Annotated in this window: 15 protein-coding genes; 8 read left to right on the forward strand and 7 right to left on the reverse strand. The window is 62.7% G+C overall.

Features of this window, described 5'->3' with window-relative positions:
- Positions 1 to 9: 9 nt before the first annotated feature.
- The 5 genes from nuoK to KF757_01770 all read left to right on the forward strand — a co-directional run bounded on the left by nuoK (position 10) and on the right by KF757_01770 (position 7,285).
- Positions 10 to 318: an NADH-quinone oxidoreductase subunit NuoK gene (nuoK, locus tag KF757_01750; protein MBX3321693.1), complete on the forward strand. Its 309-nt coding sequence runs from the start codon at positions 10 to 12 to the stop codon at positions 316 to 318.
- Positions 319 to 356: 38 nt separating this feature from the next.
- Entirely contained in the window at positions 357 to 2,543 is a 2,187-nt protein-coding gene (nuoL, locus tag KF757_01755) for an NADH-quinone oxidoreductase subunit L (protein ID MBX3321694.1), read from the forward strand.
- Positions 2,544 to 2,590: 47 nt separating this feature from the next.
- A complete protein-coding gene (locus KF757_01760; protein ID MBX3321695.1) occupies positions 2,591 to 4,210 on the forward strand; it encodes an NADH-quinone oxidoreductase subunit M in 1,620 nt (539 codons plus the stop codon).
- A complete protein-coding gene (locus KF757_01765) occupies positions 4,207 to 5,784 on the forward strand; it encodes an NADH-quinone oxidoreductase subunit N (protein MBX3321696.1) in 1,578 nt (525 codons plus the stop codon). The genes KF757_01760 and KF757_01765 overlap by 4 nt, the downstream gene beginning before the upstream one ends.
- A gap of 118 nt (positions 5,785 to 5,902) precedes the next feature.
- On the forward strand, positions 5,903 to 7,285 hold the full coding sequence (locus tag KF757_01770) for a hypothetical protein (GenBank protein MBX3321697.1): 1,383 nt from the start codon (positions 5,903 to 5,905) through the stop codon (positions 7,283 to 7,285).
- 29 nt (positions 7,286 to 7,314) lie between these two features.
- On the opposite strand, the gene KF757_01775 is transcribed toward KF757_01770, so the two are convergent.
- From KF757_01775 to KF757_01790, 4 genes are all read right to left on the reverse strand, one after another.
- Positions 7,315 to 7,959, reverse strand: coding sequence for a DUF2238 domain-containing protein (locus KF757_01775; GenBank protein ID MBX3321698.1), 645 nt, complete (start codon positions 7,957 to 7,959; stop codon positions 7,315 to 7,317).
- A gap of 61 nt (positions 7,960 to 8,020) precedes the next feature.
- A complete protein-coding gene (dut, locus tag KF757_01780) occupies positions 8,021 to 8,488 on the reverse strand; it encodes a dUTP diphosphatase (protein MBX3321699.1) in 468 nt (155 codons plus the stop codon).
- A gap of 11 nt (positions 8,489 to 8,499) precedes the next feature.
- Positions 8,500 to 8,796: a hypothetical protein gene (locus KF757_01785; GenBank protein MBX3321700.1), complete on the reverse strand. Its 297-nt coding sequence runs from the start codon at positions 8,794 to 8,796 to the stop codon at positions 8,500 to 8,502.
- 260 nt (positions 8,797 to 9,056) lie between these two features.
- The gene (locus KF757_01790) at positions 9,057 to 10,547 is read right to left on the reverse strand and encodes a polysaccharide biosynthesis protein (protein ID MBX3321701.1); all 1,491 of its coding nucleotides are present in this window, start codon (positions 10,545 to 10,547) and stop codon (positions 9,057 to 9,059) included.
- Between the two features lie 66 nt (positions 10,548 to 10,613).
- On the opposite strand from KF757_01790, the gene KF757_01795 reads away from it, so the two are divergent.
- The 3 genes from KF757_01795 to KF757_01805 all read left to right on the forward strand — a co-directional run bounded on the left by KF757_01795 (position 10,614) and on the right by KF757_01805 (position 15,596).
- A complete protein-coding gene (locus tag KF757_01795) occupies positions 10,614 to 11,267 on the forward strand; it encodes a hypothetical protein (GenBank protein ID MBX3321702.1) in 654 nt (217 codons plus the stop codon).
- Between the two features lie 106 nt (positions 11,268 to 11,373).
- The gene (gene acnA, locus KF757_01800; GenBank protein ID MBX3321703.1) at positions 11,374 to 14,226 is read left to right on the forward strand and encodes an aconitate hydratase AcnA; all 2,853 of its coding nucleotides are present in this window, start codon (positions 11,374 to 11,376) and stop codon (positions 14,224 to 14,226) included.
- 86 nt (positions 14,227 to 14,312) lie between these two features.
- Positions 14,313 to 15,596 (forward strand): Gfo/Idh/MocA family oxidoreductase, encoded by a 1,284-nt coding sequence (locus KF757_01805; protein MBX3321704.1) that lies wholly within the window; start codon positions 14,313 to 14,315, stop codon positions 15,594 to 15,596.
- Positions 15,597 to 15,636: 40 nt separating this feature from the next.
- On the opposite strand, the gene KF757_01810 is transcribed toward KF757_01805, so the two are convergent.
- From KF757_01810 to KF757_01820, 3 genes are all read right to left on the reverse strand, one after another.
- Positions 15,637 to 16,674 (reverse strand): M24 family metallopeptidase, encoded by a 1,038-nt coding sequence (locus tag KF757_01810; protein MBX3321705.1) that lies wholly within the window; start codon positions 16,672 to 16,674, stop codon positions 15,637 to 15,639.
- Positions 16,671 to 18,221: a sodium:solute symporter gene (locus KF757_01815; protein MBX3321706.1), complete on the reverse strand. Its 1,551-nt coding sequence runs from the start codon at positions 18,219 to 18,221 to the stop codon at positions 16,671 to 16,673. The genes KF757_01810 and KF757_01815 overlap by 4 nt, the downstream gene beginning before the upstream one ends.
- A gap of 120 nt (positions 18,222 to 18,341) precedes the next feature.
- Positions 18,342 to 19,193, reverse strand: a complete 852-nt coding sequence (locus tag KF757_01820) for an ROK family protein (protein ID MBX3321707.1) — start codon at positions 19,191 to 19,193, stop codon at positions 18,342 to 18,344.
- Position 19,194 lies beyond the last annotated feature (1 nt).

A 19,194-nucleotide genomic window follows, 5' to 3' on the forward strand; every position in this document is an offset into this window, starting at 1 on the left:
CCGGCCCAGATGGACGAGATCACGCTGGCGCACTACGTCTTGCTGTCGGCGGCGATGTTCGTGATCGGAGTCATCGGGTTTATCACGCGGCGGAACATGATCATCATGTTCCTGTGTACCGAACTGATGTTTCAGGCGGCCGGCCTGGCACTGATCGCCTACGGCCGATACCACCTGAACTTTGACGGGCAGACGTTCGTGATCTTTGTGCTGACCGTGGCTGCAGCAGAGGCCGCGATGGCGCTGGCTCTGGTGGTGCTGCTGTTCAGGAAGCGTGAATCGCTGAACGCGGATGAGTGGAGTGAACTTCACGGCTGAATGCTGTGCGGGAGTGATGGGTGCCAGGATTCAATGACATGGCGATGACTCTCGGGGCTGCGGATGTTGCAGCAGCAGGCAGTGCGCCGGCGTGGGTGATGCTGATCCCCGCAATGCCGATGCTCGGCGTCATCCTCTGCACGCTCATGGCGATCATGGGGGTGCGGTCAAAGCTCCCGGCGTTTGCGACGGTCGCGTGTCTCGCGGTGTCGTTTGTGCTGACGGTGGCCATGTTCGCCGGGCACGAGGGACACGGGCCGACGGTCGTGCACGCGTGGGACTGGATCAGCATCGCCTGGGGCAATGAGCCCGGGCAGCAGTTCACGTCGTCGTTCGGGTTCTACGTCGACAAGTTGACGATCCTGTGGATGCTGTTCGTGACGGGGCTTGCGACGTTGATCGCCTTGTACGCCAGCGAATACATGAGCCACGATGTGGGCGCTGGGTACTGCCGATTCTTCGCAGCGTTCAACCTGTTCGTGTTCTCGATGGCGTGCCTCGTGATGGGTGCAAACCTCGTCATGCTCTACCTCGGGTGGGAGGGCGTCGGGCTGTGTTCATACCTGCTGATCGGGTACTTCTACAAAAAACCCTCCGCAGTGGCGGCTGCCAAGAAGGCGTTCATCGTCAATCGCGTGGGCGACCTCGGGCTGGCGCTCGGGCTGTATCTGACTTTCGTGCACTTTGGAACAATCGAGTACGCGAACCTCTTTGCCAGCGACAAACTGGCGCACTATCTGGCTCTGGCGCGCGAGGGCAACTTCGATCAGATTCCGATGACCGCGCAGTGGATCGCCCTGCTGCTCATGGTCGGCGCATTTGGTAAGAGTGCCCAGCTGCCGCTGTATGTCTGGTTGCCCGACGCGATGGAAGGCCCGACGCCGGTGTCGGCCCTCATTCACGCAGCCACGATGGTCACGGCGGGCGTGTATCTGATCGCACGGGCGTATCCGCTGTTCGTGGCCAGCGAGTTCGCGCTGCCGATCGTGGCGTGGGTCGGTGCTCTGACAGCCTTGCTCGCAGCGACCATCGGCATGGCGCAGTTCGACATCAAACGCATCATGGCGTATTCGACCGTGTCGCAACTCGGGTACATGTTCGCAGGCCTCGGCGTCATGTCCAGCGTCGGGGCAGCGTTCCATGTGCTGACTCACGCATTTTTCAAGGCCCTGCTCTTCCTGGCGTGCGGTGCGGTGATGCACGGGTTTGCGGGCCAACTCGACTTGCGCAAACTCAGCGGCGTGTCGAAGATGAAAGGTTGGGGAATCGTCTCGATCGGCATGCTCATCGGGTGCCTGAATCTCTCTGGCTTCCCGCTTACAGCCGGGTTCTTCAGCAAGGACATGATCCTGGCAGAAAGCTTCGTCACGCCGGGGTTCGGGCTCTTGGGCTGGATCCTGCTGCTGACAGCGGGGCTCACGGCGTACTACACCTTCCGCGTGTTTTTCCGTGTGTTTCTTGGCCCGGTTGAATATGAGCCGGGCGATGAAGTGCACGCTCACGACGATCATGGGCATGACGGACACGACGGACACGGCGACCACGGTTCGCATACCGCTGCACATGTCGCGCACGCAGGGCACGCAGAGGCCGGCGATCAAGATCATCACGGCCAGTTCCACCCACACGCGCCGGGTTGGGCGATCAACCTCGTGCTGGCGACGCTGGCGGGGCTTTCGATCGTGGCTGCGGGGCTGTACTTCATCGGCGATCATGGCTGGGTCTCGGGCATGATTCACGATTCGACCGCGCACGTTGATCTCGGGCATGAGGGCGATCACGCGCACGGGTCGGCAGCACTGCTCGGGCTTGATCCGCACAAGGCGATGTACTTCATCTCGGCAGGCATCGGGCTGATCGGGATTGCGATTGCCTATCTGCTTCACTTGCGCGGGCGCACTTCGGCGGGCTTTGCGCCCGGGGCCGAGACCGCAAAGAAGGCCGTGGGCAGAGTGCAGGTCTGGGCTGAGAACAAGTGGTACGTCGATGAGTTCTATGACCTCATCGTCCGCAGACCTCTGCTGCTGTTCTCGCAGATCTTCAGGTACGTTGACATGTTGCTGGTCGATGGCCTGGTGAATGTGGCCGGATGGTTGCCTTCGGCTTTGGGCGGCAGGCTGCGCCGCGGGCAGACGGGCGTGTTGCAGAGTTATGCCGGGAGCATGGCGGGCGGGCTGGCGCTGTTCGTCGTGATTGTCCTCTTGATCGTGAGCAGGCAGGGATAAATGGCGCGACCACTGAATCATTCTGGGTTAGGTGCGGGGGTGTGGGCATGAACAGCGTGCTGATTCCTGCTGCGCTGCTTGTGCCCCTGATCTTCGCAGCGATGGTCGCGTGGATGCCCGCTGCCAAAGCCCGCAGCACTGCGCTCCTGGGCACGCTGGTCGCCGTCGTGCCGGTCCTCATGATGCTCTTTTCGTTCAACTATGCCAGTGCAGCATCCTTCCAGTTCGCCGGGCGCGTGGATTGGCTGCCGGCCTTCGGGCTGTCGCTCTCGGTCGGGGTCGATTCGATTTCTCTCCTGCTCATCGCCCTCACTGCTTTGCTCGGGCCTTTGTGTGTGCTCGGGTCGTGGACAGCAATCGTCGAACGCCAGCGCATGTTCTATGTCTGGCTTCTGGTGCTTCAGACAGCCATGATCGGGGTGTTCTGCGCCCGCGACCTGGTTGTCTTCTACATCTGTTTCGAGTTCACGCTGCTGCCGATGTTCATTCTGATCGGTGTGTTCGGCTCGACCAATCGCAAGGTCGCGTCGATCAAGTTCTTTCTGTACACCTTTACCGGTTCGCTGATTGCCCTTGCAGGTCTTGTCTATGTTGCGTTTCATGCCTCGCAGCACTACGGCGTCTGGACGCTTGACATCGGCGAACTGGCGGTTGCTGCACAGACCATGAGCCCGCGGGCACAAGGGTGGGTGCTGGCGGCGATGCTGGCGGGGTTTGCGGTCAAGGTTCCACTCTTCCCGGTTCACACTTGGCTTCCCCTGGCGCACACCGAAGCGCCGACCGCCGGGTCAGTCATCCTGGCGGGCGTGCTGCTCAAACTCGGGACGTACGGAATCTATCGTTTCGTGCTCGGATTCGTGCCTCTGGCGGTCATGGAGTACGCCCCGATGCTCGCGATGCTGAGCATTGTCGGCATCATCTACGCGGGACTGATCTGCTGGGTGCAGACCGACGTCAAGAAACTCGTTGCGTATTCATCGGTCAGTCACCTCGGGTTCTGTGTCCTCGGGCTCGTGGCGGTGAATGCCATGGGCGTTTCAGGAAGCGTGCTGTACATGATCAGCCACGGCCTGAGCACGGGGGCGCTCTTCCTCCTGATCGGATTCATGTATGAACGCTATCACACGCGCGACATGGGCCAGATCGGCGGGCTTGCTGCCAAGATGCCGGTATGGTCGACGTTCATGGTGTTCTTCGTCATGGCTTCGGTCGGCTTGCCGGGCTTGAACGGGTTCGTCAGCGAGTTCCTCTGTCTGATCGGGACGTTCCAGTCATCGTCGGCGCTCGCAGCGACCGAACCGGGCGCGACGAGCGGTTCGCTCGGGCCTTGGTTTGCAGTCGCAGCCGGGTTTGGCATGGTCGTCGGTGCCATCTATCTGCTCTACATGGTCGGGCGGGTTGTCTTTGGGCCATTGATCGAACCTGCGGATCATCATGACGGCCACGGCCCGCTGCCTCGTGACTTGTGCCCGCGCGAGATCGTGGCGCTGCTGCCGCTGGCGTTGGGGTGTCTCGTGTTCGGGTTGTATCCCAAGCCACTGCTGAGTGCGATCGAGCAGCCGGTGAACATCTCGATCCAGAACTACCAGTTCGACGCGAGTCCCCGGTCAATGATTGACGCTGGCGTGGTCTCGCGGACCGAACAGTTGGCGGAGGTGAAGCCGTGATCGACAGACTCGCGCTTCTTTGGCCTGAACTGTCGCTGTTCCTGACAACGTGCGTCGTGATGGTGCTCGGGCTCAGCCCGGCAGCCGAAGTGCGCCGCATGTGTTCGTTCGTGTGCGCGGTGGGGCTGATCGTGGCAGCAGGGCTCGCGGCCAACGCGCCCAGCGATCCATACGCCGTCCTTCCCAACCTGATGCCGTTCGCCAAGGTGGTCATCGCAGCGGTGGGGCTGCTGCTCCTGCTGCTGTTGGCAGGCACAGTCGATCGCGACTACGAGGCGTCGATCAAGACGGGAGCCGAGAAGTTCAACCCGCTGAGATCGAATCGGGCAGAGTTCTACTCATTCTTCATGTTCAGCCTGACGGGGCTGATGCTGTGCACGAGTGCCGAAAGCCTGATCTGGCTGTTTCTGGCGCTCGAGCTGACGAGCCTCCCGACATACGTAATGGTGACCATTTCGACACGCGGCACACGCAGTCACGAGGCTGGAGTCAAATACTTCTTCCTCGGCGCGCTGGGGGCCGCATTCTTCCTCTACGGCTTCGCGCTCATCTTCGGCGGGTCGGGCGCGACGCACTTCATCGACATCGCGCACGTCGTCGCACGCGATGGCATGAATCCGACACTCACACTTGGCGTTCTGATCTCGATCGTCGGCATCGCATTCAAGATTGCCGCAGTGCCGATGCATTTCTACACGCCTGACGTGTATCAGGGCGCATCCTCCTCGGTGTCGGCCATGCTGGCCTTCGTGCCCAAGATGGCCGGGTTCGTCGCCATCATGATGCTGTGTGCCGCCATCGGCTGGAACTTTGGCGACCGCGGCAGCGCACTGCCCGAACCCATCCGCGACCTCCTCTGGATCATGGCTGCACTCACCATGACCGTCGGCAACACCCTCGCCCTGCGGCAGCGATCGATCAAACGCATCCTGGCGTATTCATCCATCGCGCACTCGGGATACATGCTCGTCGGCATCATCGCCGGGCCGGGCAGCGAATCGGGCGTCTTCACGACCAATGGCCTCGCCGCTGTCCTGTTCTACCTGCTGTGCTACGGCTTCATGAACGTGGGCACCTTCGCGGTGCTCGCGTCGATCCGCCGTGCCGATGGCCGCGAAGCCGACGACATCGACGACATTCGCGGGTTGTGCTGGACTCATCCTGTGCTCGGCTGGAGCATGGTCTTGTGCAGCCTGAGCCTGCTGGGCATGCCACCGCTGCTCGGGTTCGTGGGCAAACTTGGCTTGTTCACGTCCGCGATCAGTGCTGGCGAAATCGCGCTCGTGGTGGTGCTGGGCATCAACTCGGCCATCGCTGCCTGCTACTACCTGAGGCTGATTGTGACGCCCTACCTCGAAAAGCCAAACACAAACGATCGGCAGAAAGTCGAATCGGCCGGCATCATCACACGGCCCATCGTCGCGGCAATCTCGGCAGCCTCCGTCGTGGCGCTGATGCTTGTGGCGCAACCTCTGCTCGAGGAGTCCGCCCAGGCTGGTGCTGTCAGGGGGCCGACACCCGCCAGCCAGGCCGCAACGACACCCGTTGAAGCCATCGTTCTTCCCGAGTCCTGAAACGCTCCGGCGGCCATGAAATGGCAGAATTCGCGTCGCGAGCGGCCTTCCGCGCGAGCCGTTGCCCCTCTACCATATCGACCTGCCTCATCCTGTGCAGTTTTTGGGAGACCCGCCGATGTCCGAGTTGTTTCACTGGGAGCCTCAGCCCCGCGCGTTCGCCCTCGTCAAGCAGCTCGTCGCCGAGTTCCTCTCGCGCTGTTCACGCTCGCGCACGCTGGCCGAGCGCATGCACAGCCAGACCGCAACCCGCTTCATCGACTGGATCGACTTCATTCGCGTCCCCGAGACCGAAGAGATGATCGAGCAACTCACCTCAGTCGGCTTTTCACATCATCCCGCCCCCGGCGCGAGCCAGCGCTACATCCATACCGGCGGCGTGTTCCCCGCCATCGTCCTCGGCGACGGCCAACTCATGCGCATCGGCATCAAAGTCGATTGGGTCAGCGACTTCCTCGCAGCCTGGGGCGTGCCGAACGATTCGCCGATCACCGGCGAACCTCTCACCGAACTGCGCCGGGCCGTCGCCTTCCGCGGCGACAACACCGAACTCGTCGTCGTCGAACGCCACGGTTCCATCGGCCTGATCGAAAAACAGGCCGACCCGCGGCGATCAGTCGCAGCCCTGCGCCACATGGAGACTTTCCGCAGGCGTCGCCGCGACTGGCCTAACGATGATCAGGGCTTCACCCATGTGCACGCTCTGGTCGATGCCGCCATCGACGAACTGAGCACCGGCGGACACACTGGCGTCGACTTTGTGTGCGATCTGTTCTTCCGGGCCGAACGCGATTTCTGGGAACGCCGCAACACCGCCGCACGCTGGCAGAAAGCCCGACAGGATCACCTCGGTCTGGGCTGGGCTAACCACGACCACCACACCTTCCGCTGCTCGCGCGCACACTTCACGAGCCTCATCGCGCTGCTCGAAAAACTCGGGTTCAAGTGCCGCGAACGGTTCTACGCCGGCCACGAAGCCGGGTGGGGCGCACAAGTGCTCGAACAACCCGTCACCGGCTTCGTCGTCTTTGCCGATGTCGATCTCTCGCCCGATGAACTCGCTGGCGACTTTGCACACACGCCCCTCTCTCCACGCGCCGAACTGGGCACCATCGGCCTCTGGACCGCGCTCCATGGCGAGAGCGTGCTCCAGGCCGGCATGCACCACCTCGAATGTCAGTTCGACTACGACGCCCTCACAACCCAGCTCCAGTCCGGCGGGCTCAAGGTCATGGATCCCTTCACCAACATGACCTACCTGCGTCAAGCCTTCACCGAGGGCGAACGTTGGCCCGTCAGCGAACGCCGCATCAAGCGACTGCTCGACGCGGGACAGATCACGTCCGCAGATGCCGATCGCTTCCGCGCCAATGGTGCCGTCGGCTCGCACCTCGAAAACCTCGAACGCAACGATGGATACAAAGGCTTCAACCAGAAGGGCGTCAGCGACATCATCAATCGCACCGACGCAAGGCTCGTGACCTACGAAGCATTGGCCTGAGGCCAAGCGCGCCGGCAACCCCGATTTTTTTAAGGCGCAAGTCCACTGTCGCGCGCCGGATTGCGGCTATACGCTGCCATGCCCCCGAGCACCGCACCAATGCCATTGCACACAAGATCCCATCCGGTGTTGACATATCCCCCGACGCCGTGATCTTCGACGAAGAGAGTCACCGCAAACTCCAGCACCTCATTCACCGCGCCCAGCCCCATGCTCATCAGCGCGACACCGAAGCACACGCCAGCGGAAAGTACCGCACGTTTGCCGCGCCCAAAAGCCGCCGCCAGCGATTCCGCGCACGCCAGCGCCGCAACGAAAAACCCGAAAACATGCACGAACTGGTCGTACCTCGGCACCCAAGACACCAGCCTCAGGGCATAGAGCACGTTCTTGTCGCCGTCAGTGAGCGCGTCGGGAATCTTGACCGTGCCCCCAGCCATATGCAACAGGCCCCAGGTCGCAAGCAGCCAGAGCGTCAGCCGCGTGAAGCGCACACGCGAGTCAACAAAAAGTATGAACCCGATGAACACGCCCATCACGATCGTATAGAACACGAACTCGAGATTGCCTTGCCAACCCGCGACAATCCCCAGCCCGAGCGTGTACAAAGCAACGAACGCAGTCAAACGAGGCTTGGTCGCAATGGTGCGCGGAACAGTGCGCGGAATGCCCATGTACGTGTATCGGCTTGATCGCTCGCGCCGGTCGAGCCCAACCGCTGCCAAGCCGCTACCCCTACCGCAATCCCGTCGAGCCGAACCCGCCCGAGCCGCGATCGGTCGCATCGAGTTCCTCAACTTCAACAATCGTCACGCTCACAACGGGCGCGATGACCAGTTGCGCGATACGGTCGCCGTGATGCACCGTGTAAGACTCACGTCCGAGATTGATCAAAGCCACAAACATCTCGCCGCGGTAGTCAGCATCAACCGTCCCAGGAGCGTTGGGCAGGGTGATCCCGTGCTTGGTCGCCAGGCCCGACCGAGGCCGAACCTGCCCCTCATAACCCGCCGCAATCGCCACTGAAAACCCAAGCGGAATCTTCACGATCTCGCCCGGCGCAATGGTGACACAATCGGCATCATGTTCACCTCGCGGCAGGCACGCGACCAGATCCAGTCCCGCCGCCAGCGCCGAATGAGCGCGTGGCAGGGTCGAGCGAGGGTCAAGACGGCGTACGCGAAGTTGTGTGGTGTCGGGCATGCGCCCGAATCTTATGAGACCGAAGGCGCCGGACGCTCAATGTCGCCCAGCATCGCCAGATCTTCTTCATCCAGTTCGTCGCGCAACTGATCCAGCACCCGGTTGAACGAGTCAATCAGCCTCTGCGTGCTCGCAATGGCGTTATCCATCGAACTGGCGCCCGTGACCTTCTTGAGCAGGTCCGTCTGGTTCAGACGAGTCAGGTTCTCTTCAGACCGCGTCTTGGCCTGGCGCAGGGCGTCGAGCAGTTTCAGGGCCCGGTCACGCTGGGTCTGGGTTTCGACCATCATCTTTGATCTCTGTGTCATGGTCATGCACTCGTCCTCCACGCATTGTGGTCGGACGAGCAGGGGGGCTTGGTCGAGCACTGGGCACTCGCCTCGTGCATTCCTGATTCTCACGATGGTTGTCACCGAATCAAGTTCGCCAGGCCGTTTGATCGACACGGGCGACCAAATCCGTATGAAGTGTACAGCCGTAACTCTTGTTGTGACAACAGGAAAGCCCCTATTGCCGCCATACGCACTATTTCGGACTCTCAGGCCGACGATTCCGACAATCACGCCGATTATGCCGCAGCACGCGTCCTCGTCAGGTGCGGGATGAACCGCGCAATTGCAGTCACCACCTCGCGACTGTCACCCGACCGCCTCGCCCGCCCAAGGTGTTCGACCATCGCCGCCAGCATCGCCGGGTCCGGAGCCCGAGCGTCCGCTAGCGCGAAAATACCGGTATGACTGGTCCGCCGAAGCCCCTCTTCGTGGTATGACAATTCCTCATGAATCTTCTCGCCTGGACGGGCACCCGTGAACGTGATTGCGATCTCGTCCCACGCTCGATCCGAATTCGCGTCCGTTTGTACGACAGGCCTGAACCCGTGTGCCGCAATGAACCGCTGCGCGAGATCGACAATCGGGATCGGTTTGCCCATGTCCAGAACAAAGACCTCCGCCTCATCAGCCCTTCCAAGACTCGCCGCGTGCACCACCAGCCCCGCTGCCTCCGGGATCGTCATGAAATACCGCGTCATGCGCTCGTCCGTCACCGTCACAGGACCACCCTCAGCGATCTGCGACTCCCAGATCGGAAGCACGCTGCACGCCGAACCGAGCACATTTCCAAAGCGGACCATGCTCAACCGCGTCCGCATCGAGCCGCCATGCGCCAGCCCCTGAATGTACATCTCCGCGAGGCGCTTGGTCGCGCCCATCACCGAAGACGGATTCACCGCCTTATCGGATGAGATCAGCACGAACCGCTCAACCCCGTGTGCCACCGCCGCATCCGCGATCGAGCGTGTCCCGAAAAAGTTGTTGATCAGTGCGTGGGCTGGATGATCTTCCATCAGAGGCACGTGCTTATGGGCCGCTGCGTGAAAGATCAGATCGGGCCTGGTCTCGCCCACCAGCCGAAGCGTTGCCGCCTCATCCACGACATCATGCATGATCGCCAGCCGCGAAACTTTCGCACGCCCGCGCCCCAGCGATCGGTCAATCTCGAACAGCGCATTCTCGGATCGATCGACCAGCACCAGCTGGGCCAGGTCAAACGAAGCGCACAGACGCGCAATTTCCGACCCGATCGACCCTCCCGCTCCAGTGATTAGCACCCGCGCATTGCGCAGGAGCCTCGACAACTGCTCACGCTCGACCCGGTGAGGCTCGCGCGACACCAGCGACGCCAGATCGATCGCCTGCCCGAGCCGAGCCCGCACCAGCATCGGCTCGCGGGCCATCAGTTCGGTCAGCATCGGCACCACCCGCACCCGCACGCCCGCCCGCCCAAGCCTCTGCCTCACACGCGACTCCACCCCCGCCAGAGCCCCAGGCAGCGACACCACCGCAAGATCAATCGCGTGCGCACGACAGATCTCCGCAATCTCAGCCTCATCTCCCAGATTCAACACCACCGGCTCACAGCCCTCATCCTCTGCCGGATTCACATGCACCGCACCAATGACCACAGGTGGACAATCCAGCAGGTCCAGCTGCCGCCGGGCCAAAGCCACGCTGGCAGGAGTCCCGACAAGCAGGCATCGTTCTGAAGTGTTCTTGGTCACGAAGCGGGTATCGGTCCATCGCCGCCCCGGTCGGCAAGTCACGGGCAGGTGCGGTACAGTGTCGGCATGATCTGCGCGATCGAAGGCGAACTCCTCCATGTCCGCGACAGCGTCGCCACCCTCAGGCCCGCCGGTTCGGGGCTGACCTATGAAATCCTCCTGCCTGTCTACATCATCGAACGCCTCTCCTCCCAGATCGGACAGACCATCCGCCTCGATCTGCGGCATTACTTCGAAGCCCAATCACAGGGTGCAATCCTCATCCCCCGCCTGATCGGTTTTGGTTCGCACGATGAACGGGCTTTCTTCGAACTGTTCACCACAGTCAAAGGCCTCGGACCCCGCCGAGCACTTCGCGCACTCGCCAAGCCCCCCGCCGAAATCGCCATCGCCATCGCCAGCCGCGACCTCCGCACGTTGCAAACCCTCCCCGAAATCGGAAAAAAACTCGCGGAAACCATCGCCCTCGAACTGGCCGAAAAAGTCCAGCGATTTGTGATCTTTTCGGGCCACGAGGTCGAGACCAAGCCCCGCCCCTCGCGTTCCCGCGCCGCCGACGAAGCCGCCGCCGCCCTCGTCGCTCTCGGCCAGTCCCCCGTCGAAGCCTCGCGCCTCGTGGAACGTGCCCTCGCCGACGCCGCCGCTCGCGACCAGACCCTCTCAACCGCCGACGCCATCATCACCGCATCACTCTCAGGCTTGGGCCGCTCGCGCGCGTAGACCCCGCCCACACCAAACTTGCGCTCCCGGCGCACACCCACGCACACTTTGTCCTTTAAGCCTCTCTGCGTACGATGAATCATCGCATCAGTATCAAGGAGATCCCATGGCCCGCGCCAACCCGTATAGCGCCCGCACAACCCTTCGCACCTCATTCGGCGAATACACCTATTACGACCTCGCCGCCCTCGACCGCGCAGGCATCGGCGTCGGCATCGCCAAGCTCCCATTCTCCATTCGAGTCCTCCTCGAATCCATGCTCCGCAACATCGACGGATTCTCCGTCACTCAGGACGACGTCGCAGGCCTCGCCAACTACAACGCCACCACCATCGACGCCACCGAAATTCCCTTCATGCCCGGGCGCGTTGTGCTTCAAGACTTCACCGGCGTTCCATGTGTCGTCGATCTCGCAGCCATGCGCGACGCCATGAAAAACCTCGGAGGCGATCCCGCCGCCATCAACCCCGCCGTGCCTTGCGACCTCGTGATCGACCACTCCGTTCAAGTGGACGATTTCGCCACACGCGTCGCCCTCACCATCAATGCCGAGCGCGAGTTCGAGCGCAACAACGAACGATACCGCTTCCTCAAGTGGGGCCAGCAGAGCCTCGACAACTTCCGCGTCGTCCCGCCCGCCACCGGCATCGTTCACCAGGTCAACCTCGAATATCTCGCACGCGGGTGCCTCGTCAAAAACATCGATGGCCAGAACGTCGTCTACCCCGACTCGCTCGTCGGCACCGACAGCCACACCACCATGATCAACGCCCTCGGCGTCCTCGGCTGGGGCGTCGGAGGCATCGAAGCCGAAGCCGTCATGCTCGGCCAAGCCGTCTACATGCTCACCCCCGAAGTCGTCGGCTTCCGCCTCAAGGGCCGCCTGCGCGAGGGCGTCACCGCAACCGACCTCGTTCTCACCGTCACGCAGATGTTGCGTGCCCACGGCGTCGTCGAAAAATTCGTCGAGTTCTTCGGCGACGGCATGGCCGAACTGAGCATCCCCGATCGCGCCACCATCGCCAACATGGCGCCCGAATACGGCGCAACCTGTGGCTTCTTTCCCATCGATATCAAGACCATCGACTTCCTGCGCTTCACCGCAAAATCTCCCGCCGAAGCCGAACTCGCCGAAGCCTACGCCAAGGCCAACCACCTCTGGTGGGATCGTTCCACCCCCGAGCCCGAGTTCTCTTCTGTCCTCGAACTCAATCTCGCCGAAGTCGTTCCATCCCTCGCCGGCCCCAAGCGCCCTCAGGACCGCATCGCCCTGTCCTCCATGAAACCAAACTGGCGCAAGGATCTTGTCGATTCTTTCGGCAAGCCCGCTGCGAGTGAAAAGAACAAAGTCGGCACCTGGGCAGCAGAAGGCGGCAACGGTGCCGGCGCAGCCGTCAACACCGACGTATGCGTCGCACCGGCAGAGCAGGGACAAGTCGAAGTCACGCTCACCGACGCCAGCCACCCTCACACGCCCAACCAGAAGATCACGCTCCGCCACGGCTCGGTCGTCATCGCCGCCATCACCAGCTGCACCAACACCAGCAACCCCGATGTCATGATCGCAGCCGGCCTCGTCGCACGCAAGGCCCGCGCCCTCGGTCTCAAGCGTCAGCCATGGGTCAAAACCAGCCTCGCGCCCGGCTCCAAAGTCGTCACCGAATACTTCGACAAAGCCGGACTCACCGAAGACCTCGATGCCCTCGGCTTCGCGACCGTCGGCTACGGCTGCACCACATGCATCGGAAACTCCGGCCCCCTCCCGCCCGAGATCGAAGCCGCCATCAAACAGTCAGACCTCGTCTGCGCCAGCGTCCTCAGCGGCAACCGCAACTTCGAAGGCCGCGTGCATCCCGCCGTCAAGGCCAACTACCTCGCCAGCCCGCCGCTCGTCGTCGCATACGCCATTGCCGGCACGGTCGATATTGACCTTCAGAACGAACCCATCGCAATCGCGCCCGGCGGCCGCGAAGTCTTCCTCAAAGACATCTGGCCCACCAACGCCGAGATCCGCGCTGTCGTCGAGTCCAGCCTCTCGCCCGAACAGTTCGAGCGCAAGTACAGCCGCGTCTACGAAGAAAGCGAATCCTGGAACCAGATCCCCGTCTCACAGAGCGAGTTGTACCCCTGGGATGAATCCTCGACCTACATCCAGAATCCGCCGTTCTTTGAAGGCATGACCGAAACCACGCCAGGCATCACCTCCGTGCGCGGCGCACGCGTTCTGGCCATCCTCGGCGACAGCGTCACCACCGACCACATCTCGCCCGCAGGTCGCATCGAGCCCGAAACACCCGCCGGCCAGTACCTCCTCCGCAGCGGCGTCACCAAGCACGACTTCAACAGTTACGGCAGTCGCCGCGGCAACGATCGCGTCATGACGCGCGGCACCTTCGCCAACGTTCGCGTCCGCAATCGCCTCGCCACCGACGCAACCGGCAAAATTCTCGAAGGCGGCTGGACACGCGACTTCACACGCGGACGCACCCTCGCCGACGCGCCCGTCGCCTACATCTTCGACGCCAGCGAAAACTACCGCGCCGCTGGCGTGCCGCTCGTCGTCATCGCCGGCAAGGACTACGGCATGGGCTCAAGCCGCGACTGGGCAGCCAAGGGCGCATACCTCCTGGGCGTCAAAGCCGTCATCGCCGAAAGTTTTGAACGAATCCATCGTTCCAACCTCGTCTTCATGGGCGTTTTGCCGCTGGTCTTCAAGGACGGCCAATCCGCCTCCTCGCTGGGCATCAAGGGCGACGAAACCTTCAGCATCGACGTGCCCCAGAATGTCTCGCCGCGTCAGATGGTTGCTGTCCATGCAACCCGAACCGATGGCTCCGCCTTCTCCTTCGAGTGCATGCTCCGCCTCGATACCCCCGTCGAGATCGAATACTCCCGCAACGGCGGCATCCTCCACACCGTCATCCGCAAGAAACTCAACGAAGCCCGCCAACTCGTCTGACCAAAAGAGGCCCGAGCGCAAGCGAGGGGACTTTCTTCTCTCCCTCTCCCGATTTTGGTATGATGATCTCCTCAGGAGACCCATCCATGCCCATCACGCGCCGAGAGTTCGTCAAATCCGCCGGCCTCGCCACCGCAGCCGGCGCCATCGCCCCAACAATTCTCACCAGCGGCAAGGCCGTCGCACGAAGCACACGCGCAAACGAAAAAATCGCGATCGGTGTCATCGGCCTCGGCATCCAGGGCCGCTACACCACCAGCCGCTACTTCCTCAAAAACGCACGCACACGCGTCGTCGCGCTCTGCGACGTCGACACCACACGCCGCGAACACACCCGCGCCGAAGTCAACAAAACCTACGACGACCAAGGCTGCGCAGCCTACATCGATTACCGCGAACTCCTCGCACGTCCCGACATCGACGCGGTCGTCATCATGACCCCCGATCACTGGCACGCAACCCAGTGCATGCACGCCGCCGCCGCAGGCAAGGACATCTACTGCGAAAAGCCGCTCACACACACCCTCGAAGAAAACCGCCGCCTCATCGAGTGCGTCCGCAAGCACAGCCGCGTTTTCCAGACCGGCAGTCAGCAGCGCACCGAATACGACCATCGCTTCGTTCAGGCTTGCGACTACGTTCGCAACGGCCGCATCGGCAAACTTCTCAACGTCAGCGTCGGCGTGGGCGACCCGCCCAAAGCCTGCGATCTGCCCGAAGAAGAAATGGAATCCGGCCTCGATTGGGACCTCTGGCTCGGGCCAGCGCCCAGCCGCCCCTATCACTCCGTCCTCAGCCCGCGAGGCATCAATAACTTCTACCCCGCATGGCGCGCGTACTGGGATTATTGTGGCGGATACCTCGCCGACATGGGCACACACCACTATGACATCGCTCAGTGGGGCATGGATGCCGACGCCACCGGACCCATCGAAGCCGTGCCCGCAATCGACGGCGACCGTATGCGAGGCGTCGCACTCAAATACGCCACCGGCGTCACCGTTACCCACGGCGGACCCAGCGGCACAACCTTCATCGGCACCAATGGCCTCATCCACGTCGATCGGGGCCGACTCCACAGCGTCCCGGGCGATCTCTTCGACAAACCCCTCGAAGATGACGCCTCGCGCCTCCCTCGCCACGTCAACCACGGCGAGAACTGGATCGACTGCATCTATTCACGCGAAAAACCCATCTGCGATGTCGAGGTCGGTGCGCGCACCGCCGCGATGTGCCAACTCGTCAACGTCGTCTACCGTCATAACACAGCCGTGCAGTGGGATCCGAAAACATGGCGCTTCGTCGGTTCGTCAAAGCCCGAGTGGATGGACTACCAGCGCCGCAGCCAGTTCGCACTCCCTCAGGCGTGAACCGCGCATCTGTTGCCCTGAACTTGCTCGTACCCACGACTTATCGCACCAGTATCGCCGGACGACCGTTTTCCTCCGGCCAATTGCCCGTCCGCGTCACCACCTCCTGCCCGTGTGCACGCACCAGCAGGGTGTCTTCGCTCTTCGTCCCTGTAATCGACGGGTTCCACCCCACCAGTTGATCCACTTGCACCTGCCTCGTCTCCGTCGGCGTCGCCTTGAAGTCGCGCGCCTCATACCCCATCGGCCCGCCCTGATGGTGCAAACGCCACTCTTCGCCGAACCCCGTGCGTTCATACGCCGCAATGCCGCTCGCCAGCACCACGTTCCACGCCGCGCCGGGCAGCGTCGCCTCGTGCAGTGCCCGATCCACCTCGATCACCGCCTCGTGCCGCCGCCGCAGATCATCGCTCATCGCCCCGAAATGCACCAGCCGCGTCAGCGACACAATCAACCCATGCCGCTGTGCGCACACCGCCACCATCGCGCACCGCTCGATCGCCTTTCCCGTCGGAATCGGATGCCGATACCGCGCGATCCGCTCGTCCGCCGCCACCAGCACAACGTGACCAAAAATCCCTCGATCACGCAACCAACCCGCCACAGCACCGCCCAGGTGATACTCCGTCATCCCCGGCTTGACATCGTCGCGCATCAACCGCTCGACAACCTCCGCAGCGTCGCGCCCCAGCGCACGCACACGCTCGATCTCAACTGGCATCAGGCTCGCACGCACCCCTTGCAGCCGATCCTCCGGCACATCACTCTCGAACGCCCCGTTGCACAGGTAGTCTTCGATGCGCCTGTCGGCCTCCCACCAGTCAATCGCTTCAATCTCCCAGCCATGTGCAATCAGCGGCTCCTCCGCCCGCAGTCGCGGAGCCTCGATCGTGTCGGTCAGACACACCTTGCGCGTCGGCGTCCACACCAGTGTCGCAACGCCGAACGTCGATGACGTGTCACAGTGAAAGTCCGCGCCACCACTGGCCCAGGCCATATTGCTGCGCCGTCGCAGAATGACACCTGTCAGATGGTGAGCGCTGCAATAGTCAGCAAGACGTTGGTCGATCGTGCTCATGACACGAGTGTACCCGTTTGTGCGCGCGCTTGTGGTCGTGTTCCACGTGGAACACTACACACCACCAGCGCCGCGCCAGTCGCGATCACCAGTTTCCACACAAACGCAAGGTCCATCCGCTCCATCGCCAGCACAGCAAGAAACCCCACCGCCAGCGCCGCGATCACGCTCGACGAGTTCCCCCGACGGGTGAACAACGCAGTGATGAACACCGCGATCAGACCCGCATAGGCAAACGTCATGACCCGCAGGGCAAAGTCAAGCAGGCCCGTCTGTTTGCCCGCCAGTTCGGCGCTGTGCTGCCAGTACACGCAAAAGCATGCGAACGCAGAGAGCAGAACCCCCCAGGCCACAACCCCGAGACGGCCGATGAACAAATAGTGTCTTTCGCTGCGATCGCGCACAAGTTTGCGGTAATGGTCGTTGACGAAGGCTGAACTCATGGCGTTGATGGCGCTGTTGAGGCTCGAAAGCCCGGCAGCGAAGAGGCCCGCGAGCATGAGCCCGCTCAGACCCGGCGGCATGTACTCAATGATGAACGAGAGAAACACGCGACGGGTGTCCTGTGGTGCGTCGTGCGCGAGTCCGGTCAGATCCGGACGGTTGTAGAAGACCCATAGCAACAGCCCGACGACAAGGAAGATCGCAACCGATGGGATGACGAGCAGGATGCCGGCGATGGCAGAGGCGGCTCCTTTGCGTGCGCTGCGGCAGGTGAGCATGCGCTGCACAAGATCGTGATCGACGCCATAGGAACCGATCCCGAGCAGGGCGAACCCGATGATGCAGGCGGGGAGGCTGAACTGCGATGCGAAGTCGAATCCGGTGGAGGTGATGGCGGGATCGAGCAGGCGGAGTTTGCTTGAGCCGCCTTCGCCTCCTGTAGCCAGCGCACTCCAGACTTCAGCCAAAGGGGCGTTGATGTGCCCGGCGATGATGAAGATGGCAGCGACGCACGCGCCGACGAGGACAACGAGTTGAATGGCGTCGGTCCAGATGACGCTGGCGACGCCGCCGACCAGTGTGTAGGTGATTCCGACGACGCCGAGGACTGCGATCGCAGCGACGAGGTGGTGTGGTTCGAGGTCGCCGAAGAGGACGATGGAGGCGGGAATGGCACCGATATAGATGCGTGCACCGGCGGACATGGCGCGGCCGACGAGGAACATGGCGCTCGAGGCACTTCCTGCCGATGAGCCGAAGCGCGTGCCGATGAGTTCGTAGATGGTCTGAACGCGGGCAGCGTAGAAGCGTGGGATAAAGAAGACAGCGACAATGATCGCGGCGATGATCATGCCGAGGTTGGTGGCGAGGTAGGTCAGATTGCCGTTGTAGCTGCTTTGTGGCACGCCGATGAAGGATGCTGCTGAGAGCGAGGTCGCGACGACGGAGAGGGAGACGGTCCAGACGGGCATGCGGCGGCTGCCGAGGAAGTAGCCTTCGGTATCGGTGGGGCGTCTGCGGCTGAACCAGAGGCTCGAAACGATGAGGAGCAGCCCGTAGAGCGCCAGGACAATCCAGTCAGCAGCAGCAAGTCCGGTGGGCATGGAGCGAGGATATCAGACTCGGCCCATGGTTGGCAGGCGACCCGGACCTTCGGGCGTTGATGTGCAAGGAAGTTTGGCAGCAAGGGTGCGCCCGAAGATCCGGCGTCGGGTGGGCGGAGTTCAGGCTGATGCGAGTCGCGCGGCACCGATGGCGGCGTGGTGCGAGGATTCGGCGGTGTGGAGCGACCAGGCAGGGTCGGCGATGCAGGTGAGGTGCTCATCGACCGCGGCTTTGATGGCGTCGCGATGCGGCGCGAGTTGCAGGCCGAGGCCTCCGAGAAGGGCGATGTGCTGCGGGCGGTAGATGGCGTGCGCGATGCGCAGCGCGCGGACAAGGGCGCGGAGGGGCGGATCGGCAGCGGTGAGCGTCGTGAGGTGACCAGCGAGGGCCGAGCCATAGCGGGCGTGCAGCGCGGGGAGGCCGATGTAGGCTTCGAGGGAGTTGTGCCCGCCGTCGGGCCCGATGGGTTGAGGGTCGTCGCAGGGACCGACGTCGATTTGCCCGAAGTGGCCGGAGGAGCGAGCGGTGACGAGGAGTTGTTGGCCGTTGTCGAGGACGCAGGCTCCGACGCCGGTGCCGAGCGAGAGGGCGAAGAGTCGGTCGGGGAGTGGGTGTTCGGACCAGTAGCCGAAGGCGGCGGCGTGGGCGTCGGTGAAGATGCGGCGGGGTGCGGGCGATGTGGTCACGTGTGCGATGAGATCGGGCAGGTTGGTACCCTGCAGGGCGGGGAGGTTGACGGAGCGCTCGATGCGGATGCCGTCGGGCGCCATGATGCCGGGGAGGCAGATGCCGATGGCGGTGATGTCGGGGGGGATGGGGAGCCGAGTTGCTGCGCGGGCGAGGTGGGCTGTGAGTTGGTCGGGGGAGGGCTGGTTGTAGTGGTCGCTGGCAGCGATGGTGATGGGTGCGTGGTGATCGATGAGCGCGAGTTTGATGGAAGAGCCACCGATGTCGATACCGAGGGCGGGCACG

This window comes from Phycisphaeraceae bacterium, from assembly GCA_019636795.1.
GTDB lineage: Bacteria > Planctomycetota > Phycisphaerae > Phycisphaerales > UBA1924 > JAHBWW01.

Bases quoted from the DNA above. Each gene is read 5' to 3' on its own strand.
- KF757_01770 (MBX3321697.1), top strand. From the start codon at position 5,903: ATGTCCGAGTTGTTTCACTGGGAGCCTCAGCCCCGCGCGTTCGCCCTC.
- KF757_01795 (MBX3321702.1), top strand. From the start codon at position 10,614: ATGATCTGCGCGATCGAAGGCGAACTCCTCCATGTCCGCGACAGCGTC.
- KF757_01760 (MBX3321695.1), top strand. From the start codon at position 2,591: ATGAACAGCGTGCTGATTCCTGCTGCGCTGCTTGTGCCCCTGATCTTC.
- acnA (MBX3321703.1), top strand. From the start codon at position 11,374: ATGGCCCGCGCCAACCCGTATAGCGCCCGCACAACCCTTCGCACCTCA.
- nuoK (MBX3321693.1), top strand. From the start codon at position 10: ATGGACGAGATCACGCTGGCGCACTACGTCTTGCTGTCGGCGGCGATG.
- KF757_01785 (MBX3321700.1), bottom strand. From the start codon at position 8,796: ATGACACAGAGATCAAAGATGATGGTCGAAACCCAGACCCAGCGTGAC.
- KF757_01815 (MBX3321706.1), bottom strand. From the start codon at position 18,221: ATGCCCACCGGACTTGCTGCTGCTGACTGGATTGTCCTGGCGCTCTAC.
- KF757_01805 (MBX3321704.1), top strand. From the start codon at position 14,313: ATGCCCATCACGCGCCGAGAGTTCGTCAAATCCGCCGGCCTCGCCACC.
- KF757_01810 (MBX3321705.1), bottom strand. From the start codon at position 16,674: ATGAGCACGATCGACCAACGTCTTGCTGACTATTGCAGCGCTCACCAT.
- KF757_01775 (MBX3321698.1), bottom strand. From the start codon at position 7,959: ATGGGCATTCCGCGCACTGTTCCGCGCACCATTGCGACCAAGCCTCGT.
- nuoL (MBX3321694.1), top strand. From the start codon at position 357: ATGGCGATGACTCTCGGGGCTGCGGATGTTGCAGCAGCAGGCAGTGCG.
- dut (MBX3321699.1), bottom strand. From the start codon at position 8,488: ATGCCCGACACCACACAACTTCGCGTACGCCGTCTTGACCCTCGCTCG.